The sequence below is a fragment of the Pantoea pleuroti genome (assembly GCF_014156615.1).
Classification (GTDB): domain Bacteria; phylum Pseudomonadota; class Gammaproteobacteria; order Enterobacterales; family Enterobacteriaceae; genus Pantoea; species Pantoea agglomerans.
In genome coordinates this window covers 720,187-731,657 of sequence record NZ_SBFD01000002.1, presented here as the reverse complement: position 1 = coordinate 731,657, position 11,471 = coordinate 720,187, and the positions used below count along the sequence as shown (strand labels likewise).

The following is an 11,471-nucleotide window of genomic DNA, read 5'->3' as shown; positions in this document are numbered from 1 at the left end:
GCAAAATTAAGCCGCCTGTAAAGTGTTCCCCCTCCCGATTTTCACAAATAATTTTGCGCCGTAAGCCGGCCGGGATGTTGAGATTGTGCCGCCTTAATGGCGGTAAAACGTTAAGCCTGGTCAGCAAAGATGAATAGTCGCCGGATGCGGAAGAATCTCACTTGTCGCCATGCAAGTGGCTCCATACACTCAGCCCGATTTCATCACCCTGAGGTAGATATGGTACGAATCATAAAGCTGGCTGCCGTTGTGGCATTGGTTACTGCATTAAGCGGATGTATTTTCCCGCCTCCAGGCGGCGGCGGAGGTGGCTGGGGCGGACACGGCGGCGGACCAGGCCGCGGATTTGCCGATCCTCGCTAAGCGAATGACCGATATCGGGCGGGCGAAACGTTTAACCACGGCGTTGATTGCAGGGAAAACGTTTCGCTCGCAAGGTTAGCCGGAATCGTCTGAGCATACGGTGAAGAATGTGGGCTAACTCACTGAAAAAAGTAGCGGTTACCCTCTGTTTTTTTAGGGAGCGTGGTGATAATTTCAGCTTTTCTCCACCGCTGAGATAACAGCATGAAAAACCTGATTGCTGAGTTGCTGGTAAAGCTGGCTGAAAAAGAGGCGACAGCCAAAGAGCAGATGGCGCAAATCGAAGCGCTGGAGATTGTTGTTACCGCGCTGGTTCGCAAGCTGGAGCCGCAACAACATCTGGCTATAACTACCAGTATTGAAACCGCAATGGACAATGTGGCTGATGCCGATGATAACGATGCGCGTCTGCTGCGCAATTACATCGAAAAGTTACTCCGCCATCCTCGTCAGTAACGATCCCGGTGCCAGACTGGAATGGGATCTTCACATCACTTTGACCTGAAACATTTTCCGCTTTGCTTATTCGCTGCCAGAATAACAAAGGACAATCCATTATGGAGATAACAAGATGAAAGTCGGTTTAATGGCGATGATGATGGCGGGCCTGCTGGCGAGCGGACTGGCCGGTGCGGCGGAAAAGACCCCGCAGCAGGAGAAGATGACGATGTGTAACCAGCATGCTAAATCACAGGATCTTAAAGGGGATGCGCGCAAAACCTTTATGAGTGAATGCCTGAAAAAGGACAGCAAGCTGTCGCAGATGTCACCGCAGCAGATGAAAATGAAAAGCTGTAACGGCGAAGCTGGTGATAAAAAACTGGCGGGCGATGCGCGTAAAACCTTTATGAGCCAGTGCCTGAAAAAAAGCTGATTATCCCCCCGGCCACGCAGGTGGCCGCTTCTCTTCCCCGCGCAATGCTGATTAAATTTCCTGCGATAACAGCAGGTTAACCTTCTGATAAACATTCATCGCCAGGCTTCCCGGTTCTTTTGCCACACTTACTGTTTGTGGGGATTTGCGCAGAACCCTGTTTTGCCGCGCAGCACAAGATAAGAACCGCTAAAGGAGCCATGCCGTGAACTATCAATTTACCGTCGACCTGAACGGTCTGCCCCAGCGCCAGCCGGTTAAAAAAACGCTCGGCGAGGTGGAGGTGTTACTGATCCGCGAAGGTGACAATGTACGTGCTTACCAGGCGAAATGCCCGCACGCAGGCGCGCCGCTGGAGCAGGGCGCGATTTGCGGCGATCGGCTGGTCTGTCCGTGGCACAAAGCCGCGTTTAATCTGGCCAGTGGAAAAATGTGTGAACCGCTGGCGTTAGCCGATCTCAAACAGTATCCGCTGCGCATTGAAGAGGGCCGGGTGCTGGTGAATCCGAAAGCGATGTCGCCCGCGGCGCCGATTGGCAGTGGAGCAGCCGCACCGGTCTATGTGGTGCTGGGTGGTGGAGCGGCGGGCAGCGCAGCGCTGTGGCGTCTGCGCCATGAAGGCTTCAAAGGCCGCGTGATTCTGGTTGAGCGGGAAGCGGACGCGCCTTACGACCGCACCGCGCTGACCAAATTTGTGCCGTCGGGCAAAATGGATATCAGCGAGGTGCCGCAACTGCTGAAAGCAGATGTGATGGATCACGTTGAACGACTTCAGGCCAGGGTGAGCCGCCTGGATGCTCAGCAGCAACGGCTGATCTTTGAGGATGGCGAGACGCTCCCTTTCGACAAACTGCTGATCGCCAGCGGCGCGTCGCCAGTCCGCCCCGATTTGCCGGGCAGCGATCTCGATGGGGTCCATCTGCTGCGCAGCAAAGCGCAGACCGATGAGCTGCTTCAGGCGGTGGATGCCAGTCATAAGATCGTGATTATCGGCAACAGTTTTATCGGCACCGAACTGGCGTCGGCGCTGCGTAATCGTGACATTGACGTGACGGTAATCGCCCGCCAGGCGTTGCCCTTTGCTAAACAGTTTGGCGATCAGATTGGCCGCTATTTCTATCAGCTGCATGAGCAGAACGGCGTGAAGTGGGTGCAGGGCGAGATCGAAGCCTTACAGGGCGACCAGCAGGTGAGCGGCGTGCAGCTCAAGGGTGGACGGTTGCTGGACGCGACGGTGGTGCTGTTTGCTACCGGGGTTAAACCGGCTACCGACTTTATCCACGATCTCCCGCTGGCAGAGGATGGCAGCCTGCAGGCGGATGAGCAGTTACGGGTCGCTGACAATATCTGGGTGGCGGGAGATATCGCCACGTACCCGTCTGCACAGGAGCCGCTGCGTATTGAGCACTATCGCGTCGCGCATCAGCAGGGACAAACCGCCGCATGGAATATGCTGGGCCAGACCGTCGCCTTTGATCGCGTACCGTTCTTCTGGACCACGCAGTACGCCACCCGCTATGAGTATCTGGGCCACGCGACAGAATGGGATGACTTTCAGCTGATTGGCTCGCTGGAGGATAAAAAGTTTATGGCGTTTTATGGCCAGCAGGGGAAGCTGGCAGCGATCTGCTCATGCGGCATGTATACGCTGACCGCTGAGCTGGTGGAGCGGATGCAGCAACCGATGACGCTTGCCGAGGCAGTGGCGCTCGGTCAGGAACAGATCCGTTAATATCTGTTAAGGCGGAGGCAAGGCGGGCCAGCGTACGGGGCCGCCTTGCACATCCTTTGATGATCGGTTAGCTGCGGCTCAGTTTTTCTGACTTCGCCATGCACTGCAGCATCGCTTCCATCACCGCCGAGCGCATGCCTTTCTCTTCCAGCACTTTCACCGCTTCAATGGTGGTGCCGCCTGGGGAGCAGACCATATCTTTGAGTTCAGCCGGATGTTTCCCGGTGGTCAGCACCATCTGCGCTGCCCCTTTCACCGCCTGTGCAGCAAACTGATAGGCCTGAGCGCGTGGCATGCCGCCCAGTACGGCCGCATCGGCCATCGCTTCGATAAACATAAACACGTAGGCCGGCGCAGAACCGCTGACGCCGACCACGGAGTGAATCAGATATTCATCCACCACCGCCGCTTTGCCGAAGCTCTCAAAAATCGCTACCACCTCGTCGATTTCCGCCTGCTCAACCAGCACGTTGGGCGTGACCGAGGTCATGCCTTCGCTGACCAGCGAGGGAGTATTCGGCATCGCACGGACAATTTTACGATCGTAACCCAGCACCGATGAGAGCGAATCGAGCGTCACCCCAGCCGCAATCGACACCACCAGCGCCTCTTTTTTCAGGCTGCCTGTCAGCTCTTTTAAGACTTTCAGAATGACATTGGGTTTGACCGCGCCGAACAGGATGTCCACTTCACGCGCCAGCGCTTCAGCGCTCTCGGCTGCGTTGATGCCATACTGCTCTGCCATCGCCTGGTTGGTCTCTGCTTTGCGATCGTAAACGAAGATATCAGACGGGGCGATTTTGCCGCTGTTGACCAGTCCGCCGATAATGGCTTTCGCCATATTTCCCCCGCCGATAAACCCGATTTTCTTTGCCAGCATCGCCATCTCCTTAGGACATTATTCGTTTTTCTCAGTGAGCTAGCTTACTTCAGCCAGCCTGAATAACAAGTCAGCCGGGCGCAGGCTGGAAAGCACGCCGCAAATAAAATTTGCCATTTAAGGGGAACCCGGCAAGATCTTACTCTTCTCTGACTGTAAGGAATCATGATGTTTATCTGGGTCGATGCCGATGCCTGTCCGAATGTAATCAAAGAGGTGCTCTACCGCGCAGCCGACCGCACCGCAACTACCATCACTTTTGTGGCGAACCAGTTTCTGCGTGTGCCGCCCTCACCGTATCTGCGCACCCTGCAGGTGCCTGCCGGATTTGATGTGGCGGACAATGAGATCGTCAGACGTTGTCAGCCCGGCGATCTGGTGATCACCGCCGATATCCCGCTGGCAGCAGAGGTGATTGAGAAGGGGGCGGCGGCGTTGAATCCGCGCGGCGAGCGTTACTCACCGGCGACGATACGTGAACGCCTGACGATGCGGGATTTTATGGATACTCTGCGGTCAAGCGGAGTGCAGACCGGCGGCCCCGCGGCGATGAGTCCGCGTGACCGCCAGCAGTTTGCAAATGAGCTGGATAGCTGGCTCACCCAGCAGAAACGCTGAAGTTAAACGAAGTTGTCGTCGTCGTAATCGTTGCCGCCAAAATCATTGAGATCGCTGTTGTCGGCATAATTACTGTCCCAGCCCGTATTCTGGTCGAGGAAGGCGTTGTCGTTACCGCCGTTAAAGGTATCGGCATTGTCATCGCCACCGTTGAAGGTGTTGAGATTGTCATTCACATCGGGCAGGGGTGGCTCATTGATGATATTCACAATCTCCTCCGGCTGTGAATGGTGGAACATGCTGGTCAGCATATCGGCCATCACCACACCGCCCGCCACACCCACAGCAGTCTGCAGTGCGCCGCCGAGGAAACCGGTGCCGCGTGGTGCAGGCGCTTGTGCAGGCGCATATTGCGGCTGAGCCGGTTGCTGTGGCGCACTGTTCCACGGTGACGATTGCTGTTGCTGCTGCACAGGCGGCTGCTGACGCGAACCGCTGCCAAACAGCCCGGACAGAAAGCCGCCGCTGCTCTGTGCAGGTTGCTGCTGCTGCTGTTGCTGTTGCTGGGCCATCTGGCTTTCCAGCGCCGATACTTTCTCATTGAGTTTTTTCAGCGCCGCTTCCTGAATCAGGATCGCCTGCGCCATGTAGTAAGGCGCGCCCGGCTGCGCCTGCAGATGCTGGTTAATCAGTTGTTCGGCAGCGGCATCGCGTGCCACGGTCTGGCTTTCAGCCTGTTTCAGACGGCTGAACAGCCCTTCAATCAGTTGTTGTTCTTCGCGTTGCATGATGACTCTCCTGTGGCGATTGTTACCAGTATATGTGGGCGCCAGCGTGAAAAGTAAAATCGGGGCAGTAAGCAAATATTGCCGACGCATTTTAGCCGCTGTTTTGCGGGGTTTTTATCGCTCTGTTACGGCCCTGATGCACAAAACGTGCATGCATTTCCCCTTGAAAACACAAAGATTGTCGCTGCTCAGGGGACGAAAATGCGTAAATCGTGCCTGACAGGTAGAGGCCATAATAATTTCCAGTTATTATGCGTCGCATTAATAAGCTCACCATGCAGCCGCATCGCGCGGTCAGGCGGAGGAACGGCCCTGATGTCACTACCCATCTTTTTGATTGGCGCTCGCGGTTGCGGCAAAACCACGGTCGGCGAGGCGCTGTCGCAGGCGCTGGGCTACGCCTTTACGGATACCGATCACCATCTGCAACTCAGCACGCAGCGCAGTGTGACGGAGATTGTGGCGGCGGAAGGCTGGGAAGGTTTCCGCGCTCGTGAAACGGAATCGCTTAAAGCGGTAACGGCGCCCAGAACCGTCATTGCCACCGGCGGCGGCATGATTCTGGCTGAAGAGAACTGTCGTTTTATGCAGGAGCAGGGCCAGGTGATCTGGCTTAGCGCGTCACCCGAGGTGCTGGCGGAGCGGCTGGAAAGTGAACCTGAAGCGGCCCAGCGTCCGACTTTAACCGGCCGTCCGATTGCTGATGAGATGAGTGATGTGCTGCGTGAACGTGCGCATCTCTATCAGTCTGCGGCCCATCATCAGGTGAATGCGATGCAATCGCCTGAGTGCGTCGTAGAGGAGATTCTGCTGTCACTCTCCCTGGCGCGCGCCAGCTAACCCTCAGATTTTTCCCGCTTTGATCCCGCTTCAGACGGCATTGTCTATACTTATCCTATGACAGGCAGCGGCCTGTCCTGTGGAATGTTATTCAGACAAGAGGGACACAGTATGCCGACCAGACCACCGTATCCACGTGAAGCGAAAGTTGTGCCAGTTGAAAAGGGCACTGAAGGTAATAAAGTAACCTCTTACGAATTGCGTGCTGATCATCCCAAACCGAATTCATTAATCAGTGAGCACGAAACGGAAGAAGAAGCGCGTGACGCCAAAGCGCGCTACGAAGACGTTGAAAAAGAGTAAAGCTTTACTGCTGGCAGGGACGCCAGCCTGTCACACCGGATAACTGCTTATTACTGACCCGCCTGACCCTGTGCCTGCATGACGCCTGTTTTTACTCCCACCTGAAGTCGATCGGGTTATTTAAGAAGCGAAATTGACGCAGATTTACTGTCGAATGATCTCTGCGTATGCTTCTGTTCTGCACTCTCCTTGTCTCGCCAGATAAAGCCCCGCTAATCATTTTTATCCCCTTATTTTCTCTGCTGCCGATCTCTGTGTGAATCAAATTGTCGCTTGACCGATTCAGCGCCACGATTTATTTTCGTCAAACCAACAGAGGAACTTAGTTCCATATAGTGGAACACGTAACATGACCACACTTGAAAATGCTGCCGCCGTACTTCGATTGTTTCAGCACAAAGGTGTGACGCAGGGGCATGTTGGTCTCTCATTTAGTGAGGTGGTTGAGGCGTTAAACCTGCCAAAAAGCACCGTTTCACGTCTGCTGGCCACCATGGAAAGTCAGGGGCTGCTGGAGCGGAATGCGGATACGCGCGGTTATCACATTGGTCGCGTATTGCTGGCTGCTGCCGGACATTATCTTTCGGCACCGCTGGTTGACAGCGTTTCAGCGGCGATGGTCAGGCTGGCTGCGAAAACCGGCTGCATGGGTTACGTGTCGAAGCTCGACGGGCGGGAAGTATTAGTGATGCGTATGTTTCATGGGCGTCACTTTACGCAGATGGTCACGCCGCCGGGCAGTCGGATGCCGGCTGCCGCGACCTCAACCGGCCGGGCGCTGTTAGCGCAGTTAAGTGATGAAGAGGTGCTGGCGCGCTTCCATGATCAATGGCAGGTCGCATCAGCGAACTCGCCGCAAAGTCCTGAGGCACTCTGTGCCAGACTGGCTGAAATCCGCCAGCAGGGCTGGTCACTGGCCCGAAATGAATCGCTGCCAGGCATCAGTTCGCTGTCAGTTATTGTTCATAACAAACATCATGGCGAAACGGTGGCACTCTGCCTGTCGTTTCCGTCTATGGAGACTGAACCGGGTTTCCCGTCAGAGCTCCTTGAAGCATTACGCGCAACGGCCACAGAGATGACCGAAAAATATGGCGCGTAACTTCACACCGTTTTTATCGGCGTAGTACTTTCGCCACACCAGGGAAAACAAAGGCCTTCGGGCCTTTTTCTTTCAATCTGATCGCCACGCTTTACGCAGCACCCCGGTTGCCTGTGTCCGTCTCTCATTGCCTCCTGTATCGGTTCAGCATGCGGAGAGACGACCATCAGCAGTGACTGTTGCAATCTCTGTGCGCATCAGAGCAGTGAAACTGATAACCGGCGTAAACCGGCCAGCGGGCGGGTAGACGTTATTTCATTTCTTCTGGACAAGGACTGGCGGGGACATATGGAACGGGTAAATCCGATTAAGCACGTTGGCGTGGCACTGGTTTTAATTCTTCTTTCTATCGCGGGTGCCATTATTGGCATTCAGCTGATTACCACCATTGGCGTAACGCCTAACACTTCTATTATCGGCGCGCTGTTTGCCATGCTGCTGGCGCGTATTCCGCTGCAGGCATTCCGCCGTTATCGTTCGATTGAAATCCAGAACCTGGCGCAGACCGCTATCTCTTCAGCCACCTTTGGGGCGGCGAACAGTCTGTTAATGCCGATTGCCGTGCCCTGGGCGCTGGGTGAACCGCAACTGGTCCTGCCGCTGTTCTGTGGCGTCAGCGCCGCGATGCTGCTGGATGCCTGGCTGCTCTATCGGCTGTTTGATACCCGCGTCTTTCCGGCCAGTAATGCCTGGCCACCGGGCGTTGCAGCAGCGGAAGCGATCAAAGCGGGTGATAAAGGCGGACGCCAGGCGTGGCTGCTGGTGCTGGGCATTGTGGGTGGCGTCGTCGGTGCCATGCTGAAGATCCCGATGTCCGCCTTCGGCACCGCGTTTATCGGCAATATCTGGGCGCTGTCGATGCTCGGCATCGGTTTTCTGCTGCGTGCCTATGCGCAGCCGGTGGCCGGTATTGATATTAATGCGCTCTATATTCCGCATGGCGTGATGGTCGGTGCCGGTCTGGTAGCGCTGATTCAGGTCGTGATGGTGATCCGCAGCCGCAAAAATGATGCGCTGGTGGTAAGCCGTAATGGCAATGAGGTGCAGCGGGCGCTGGGTTTCGGCAGCGTGGGTTATATCGTGATTTCGGCGCTGCTCGCGCTGGCGGGCGGCCTGTGGAGTGAGATGGGCATCGCGATGCTGCTGCTGTTTGTTCTCTATGCCGCGTTTGCTGCTTTCGCCCATGAACTGATTGTCGGCATTGCCGCTATGCACTCCGGCTGGTTCCCGGCCTTTGCCGTGGCGCTGATTACGCTGATTATCGGTATTCTGATCGGCTTCCCACCGCTGGCGCTCTGCCTGCTCTGCGGCTTTACCGCCGCCACCGGTCCGGCGTTCGCCGACATGGGGTATGACCTGAAGGCGGGCTTTATCCTGCGCGGCAACGGTGCCGATCTGCAGCAGGAGCTATGGGGACGTCGCATTCAGCTCATCGCAGCTATGATCGCCTTTGTTGTGTCGATTCCGCTGGTCTGGTACGCCCATACCTTCTTCTTTGCTGACAACCTGCTGCCGCCTGTAGCGCGGGTGTATGCCAAAACCATTCAGGCGGGTGCTGAGCCAGGTATCGCCGGTAATCTGCTGATGTGGGCAATTCCGGGTGCGATTATCCAGTTGATCGGCGGACCAAAACGCCAGCTGGGCGTGCTGCTCGCCACCGGTTTATTAATTAATAACGCCATGGCGGGCTGGGCAGTAGTGGTAGGGATCGCCTTACGTATTGTAATCATCCGGATCTGGGGCGAGCGGGGCCGATCGCCTATGGAGGTGATGGCGGCAGGCTTTATTGCCGGTGATGCCCTCTACAGCTTCTTTCATTCGCTGTTTGCCAGCAGCAGCAAGAAATAAAAGGATAAAGCATGAGTTTGCAGCAGACCCTGGCGGTTTTTGAGTTATTGGATAGCGCCCACATTGACGGTCAGCAGGTGGTAGATCTCTTCGCGGCGTATCCTGATGTTGATGCACGCTTTACTCGTGTCTCCGGTCCCAAAGGCCGCACCGATTTTGTGCGCATTGATATCCCGGGGACGCAGGGCAAATCAGGCGGTGGCAGTGCACCGACGCTGGGGATTATTGGTCGCCTTGGTGGCATCGGCGCTCGTCCTGGCCGTATCGGCATGGTGTCAGATGCGGATGGCGCGATCGCGGCCGTGGCCAGCGCGCTTAAACTGGCGCAGATGCAGAGCAAAGGCGACAGGCTCGATGGCGACGTCATCATTACCACCCATATCTGCCCGGATGCGCCAACGCGGCCGCATCTGCCGGTCGATTTCATGGACTCGCCGATTGACGATGTCACCATGAATGATAATGAAGTGGTGGCGGGTGTGGATGCGATTCTGTCAATCGACACCACCAAAGGTAACCGCATTATCAACCACAAAGGCTTTGCCCTGTCGCCGACGGTGAAAGAGGGCTACATCCTGCGGGTTTCGGAGGATCTGCTGCGCATCATGGAGATGACCAGCGGCCGTCCGGCGGTGACCTTTCCCATCACCACTCAGGATATTACGCCTTACGGCAATGGGGTTTATCACCTCAACAGCATTCTGCAACCTTCTACCGCCACGGATGTGCCGGTAGTGGGGGTGGCGATCACTGCCGAGTCGGTGGTGCCGGGCTGCGGAACCGGCGCCAGCCATGAAGTGGACATTGCGGCAGCGGCGAAGTTTGCCATTGAGGTGGCCAAGGAGTTTGGTCGTGGAACCTGTCACTTCTACGACGCCGAAGAGTATGCGCGGCTGATTTCGCTCTATGGCAGCCTGGCGCATCTTCGTCACCGGAATCACTAAGATGACGAAACCACTGGTAACGCTGACTATCGGCCAGTCTCCGCGCAGCGATATTCTGCCGCTGCTGCGGCAGCATCTGCCGGATGCGCTGACCGATCACGCCGGTTTACTGGATGGACTCAGCGTCGCAGAGATTGCCACACACTTTGCGCCAGCAGCGGGCGACCGGGTTCTGGTGTCGCGGCTGCAGAGTGGCGAACAGGTGCGGCTGGCGGCGTCGAAAGTGGAGCAGGGATTGCAGCGCAAAATCAGTGCGCTGGAGCAGGCGGGCTATACGACCATTCTGCTGCTCTGCACCGGTGAATTCAGCAGGCTCCGCACCCAGCGTGCGCTACTGCTGGAGCCGGATCGCCTCATTCCACCGCTCATCTGCGCCATGGTGCAGCAGCAGCGGGTCGGCATTGTCGTGCCGGTTGAGGAGCAGATTGTTGAGCAGGCTGGTAAGTGGCAGCAACTGCCTGCGCAGCCCTGCTTTGCGGTCGCCAGTCCCTATCAGGGCGATCAGGCAACCTTCGCCGATGCTGCAAACAGTCTGAAAGCGCAGGGCGCAGCGCTGGTGGTGCTAGACTGCATGGGGTATCACCAGCAGCATCGGATATGGTTGCAGCAGCGGCTGGGCGTACCGGTTCTGCTCTCTAATCAGCTGGTGGCACGCCTGGCGGCGGAGTTGCTTCCCTGAGGGAAGAGATCACAAACGGCCATCATTTCGCGTGACAGATCAGCGGGTTCCCTTCTACACTGCCAGACACACAACATGTGCTCTGGAGAACTATTATGCTCAACGTAAGTGAGTATTTTGACGGAAAAGTTAAATCTATCGGTTTTGACAGTGCGAGCACCGGCCGCGCCAGCGTGGGCGTAATGGCTGAAGGTGAATACACATTCGGTACCGGCCAGCCGGAGGAGATGACCGTGGTCAGCGGCTCGCTTAAGGTATTACTGCCAGGTGAAACCGAGTGGAAATGGTTTGAAGCGGGTTCGGTGTTTAATGTGCCGGGTCACAGCGAATTTCATCTGCAGGTTGGCGAGCCAAGTTCCTATCTCTGCCGTTACCTGAAAGATTAAAAAAATGGCCGCTAAGCGGTAACGCTGGTCAGTTAAGATTAGATTTGAAAAGGCTGCCACGGTCAAACGTGGCAGCTTTTTTTCCGGGTGAGCGAGCCACAGTGCGGGCCAGCGCACCTCTGCTGCTGCCGGGCCGTCCTCGCGCCGCTCACGCGGTACCTTCGGCTTTGACGG

The 11,471-nt window shown here is 56.4% G+C and carries 13 protein-coding genes; 11 read left to right on the top strand and 2 right to left on the bottom strand.

The features are described 5' to 3' along the window. The first annotated feature begins 567 nt into the window (after positions 1–567). The 3 genes from iraP to EPG66_RS07480 all read left to right on the top strand — a co-directional run bounded on the left by iraP (position 568) and on the right by EPG66_RS07480 (position 2,969). A complete protein-coding gene (iraP, locus tag EPG66_RS07490; protein WP_031590350.1) occupies positions 568–819 on the top strand; it encodes an anti-adapter protein IraP in 252 nt (83 codons plus the stop codon). A gap of 115 nt (positions 820–934) precedes the next feature. After that, positions 935–1,237 carry a PsiF family protein gene (locus EPG66_RS07485; RefSeq protein WP_039391578.1) on the top strand — a complete coding sequence of 101 codons (303 nt, stop codon included), beginning with the start codon at positions 935–937 and terminating at the stop codon, positions 1,235–1,237. 205 nt (positions 1,238–1,442) lie between these two features. Next, complete coding sequence (locus EPG66_RS07480; RefSeq protein WP_182686363.1) at positions 1,443–2,969, top strand: FAD-dependent oxidoreductase; 1,527 nt, start codon at positions 1,443–1,445, stop codon at positions 2,967–2,969. A gap of 67 nt (positions 2,970–3,036) precedes the next feature. On the opposite strand, the gene proC is transcribed toward EPG66_RS07480, so the two are convergent. Further along, positions 3,037–3,849, bottom strand: coding sequence for a pyrroline-5-carboxylate reductase (gene proC / locus EPG66_RS07475; protein ID WP_031590347.1), 813 nt, complete (start codon positions 3,847–3,849; stop codon positions 3,037–3,039). Between the two features lie 168 nt (positions 3,850–4,017). Here proC and EPG66_RS07470 point away from each other — a divergent pair, with 168 nt between their 5' ends. Then, positions 4,018–4,467, top strand: coding sequence for a YaiI/YqxD family protein (locus EPG66_RS07470; RefSeq protein ID WP_010255266.1), 450 nt, complete (start codon positions 4,018–4,020; stop codon positions 4,465–4,467). Between the two features lie 2 nt (positions 4,468–4,469). Here the strand turns inward: EPG66_RS07470 and EPG66_RS07465 are convergent, their stop codons facing one another. Continuing rightward, positions 4,470–5,195 (bottom strand): DUF2076 domain-containing protein, encoded by a 726-nt coding sequence (locus EPG66_RS07465; RefSeq protein WP_182686361.1) that lies wholly within the window; start codon positions 5,193–5,195, stop codon positions 4,470–4,472. Between the two features lie 315 nt (positions 5,196–5,510). Here EPG66_RS07465 and aroL point away from each other — a divergent pair, with 315 nt between their 5' ends. From aroL to ppnP, 7 genes are all read left to right on the top strand, one after another. Further along, complete coding sequence (aroL, locus tag EPG66_RS07460) at positions 5,511–6,035, top strand: shikimate kinase AroL (protein ID WP_069025875.1); 525 nt, start codon at positions 5,511–5,513, stop codon at positions 6,033–6,035. A gap of 111 nt (positions 6,036–6,146) precedes the next feature. Next, complete coding sequence (locus EPG66_RS07455; RefSeq protein ID WP_010255272.1) at positions 6,147–6,338, top strand: YaiA family protein; 192 nt, start codon at positions 6,147–6,149, stop codon at positions 6,336–6,338. Between the two features lie 349 nt (positions 6,339–6,687). Then, positions 6,688–7,440, top strand: a complete 753-nt coding sequence (locus tag EPG66_RS07450) for an IclR family transcriptional regulator (RefSeq protein ID WP_022625155.1) — start codon at positions 6,688–6,690, stop codon at positions 7,438–7,440. Between the two features lie 288 nt (positions 7,441–7,728). Then, the gene (locus tag EPG66_RS07445; protein WP_010671176.1) at positions 7,729–9,288 is read left to right on the top strand and encodes an OPT/YSL family transporter; all 1,560 of its coding nucleotides are present in this window, start codon (positions 7,729–7,731) and stop codon (positions 9,286–9,288) included. An 11-nt stretch (positions 9,289–9,299) separates the two neighbouring features. Beyond that, positions 9,300–10,232 carry a DUF1177 domain-containing protein gene (locus tag EPG66_RS07440; RefSeq protein ID WP_010671177.1) on the top strand — a complete coding sequence of 311 codons (933 nt, stop codon included), beginning with the start codon at positions 9,300–9,302 and terminating at the stop codon, positions 10,230–10,232. A gap of 1 nt (position 10,233) precedes the next feature. After that, entirely contained in the window at positions 10,234–10,911 is a 678-nt protein-coding gene (locus EPG66_RS07435; RefSeq protein ID WP_115758014.1) for an AroM family protein, read from the top strand. 95 nt (positions 10,912–11,006) lie between these two features. After that, a complete protein-coding gene (gene ppnP, locus EPG66_RS07430) occupies positions 11,007–11,297 on the top strand; it encodes a pyrimidine/purine nucleoside phosphorylase (protein WP_009091800.1) in 291 nt (96 codons plus the stop codon). Positions 11,298–11,471: the final 174 nt, after the last annotated feature.

Bases quoted from the DNA above. Each gene is read 5' to 3' on its own strand.
- iraP (WP_031590350.1), top strand. From the start codon at position 568: ATGAAAAACCTGATTGCTGAGTTGCTGGTAAAGCTGGCTGAAAAAGAG.
- EPG66_RS07485 (WP_039391578.1), top strand. From the start codon at position 935: ATGAAAGTCGGTTTAATGGCGATGATGATGGCGGGCCTGCTGGCGAGC.
- proC (WP_031590347.1), bottom strand. From the start codon at position 3,849: ATGCTGGCAAAGAAAATCGGGTTTATCGGCGGGGGAAATATGGCGAAA.
- EPG66_RS07470 (WP_010255266.1), top strand. From the start codon at position 4,018: ATGTTTATCTGGGTCGATGCCGATGCCTGTCCGAATGTAATCAAAGAG.
- EPG66_RS07465 (WP_182686361.1), bottom strand. From the start codon at position 5,195: ATGCAACGCGAAGAACAACAACTGATTGAAGGGCTGTTCAGCCGTCTG.
- aroL (WP_069025875.1), top strand. From the start codon at position 5,511: ATGTCACTACCCATCTTTTTGATTGGCGCTCGCGGTTGCGGCAAAACC.
- EPG66_RS07455 (WP_010255272.1), top strand. From the start codon at position 6,147: ATGCCGACCAGACCACCGTATCCACGTGAAGCGAAAGTTGTGCCAGTT.
- EPG66_RS07450 (WP_022625155.1), top strand. From the start codon at position 6,688: ATGACCACACTTGAAAATGCTGCCGCCGTACTTCGATTGTTTCAGCAC.
- EPG66_RS07445 (WP_010671176.1), top strand. From the start codon at position 7,729: ATGGAACGGGTAAATCCGATTAAGCACGTTGGCGTGGCACTGGTTTTA.
- EPG66_RS07440 (WP_010671177.1), top strand. From the start codon at position 9,300: ATGAGTTTGCAGCAGACCCTGGCGGTTTTTGAGTTATTGGATAGCGCC.
- EPG66_RS07435 (WP_115758014.1), top strand. From the start codon at position 10,234: ATGACGAAACCACTGGTAACGCTGACTATCGGCCAGTCTCCGCGCAGC.
- ppnP (WP_009091800.1), top strand. From the start codon at position 11,007: ATGCTCAACGTAAGTGAGTATTTTGACGGAAAAGTTAAATCTATCGGT.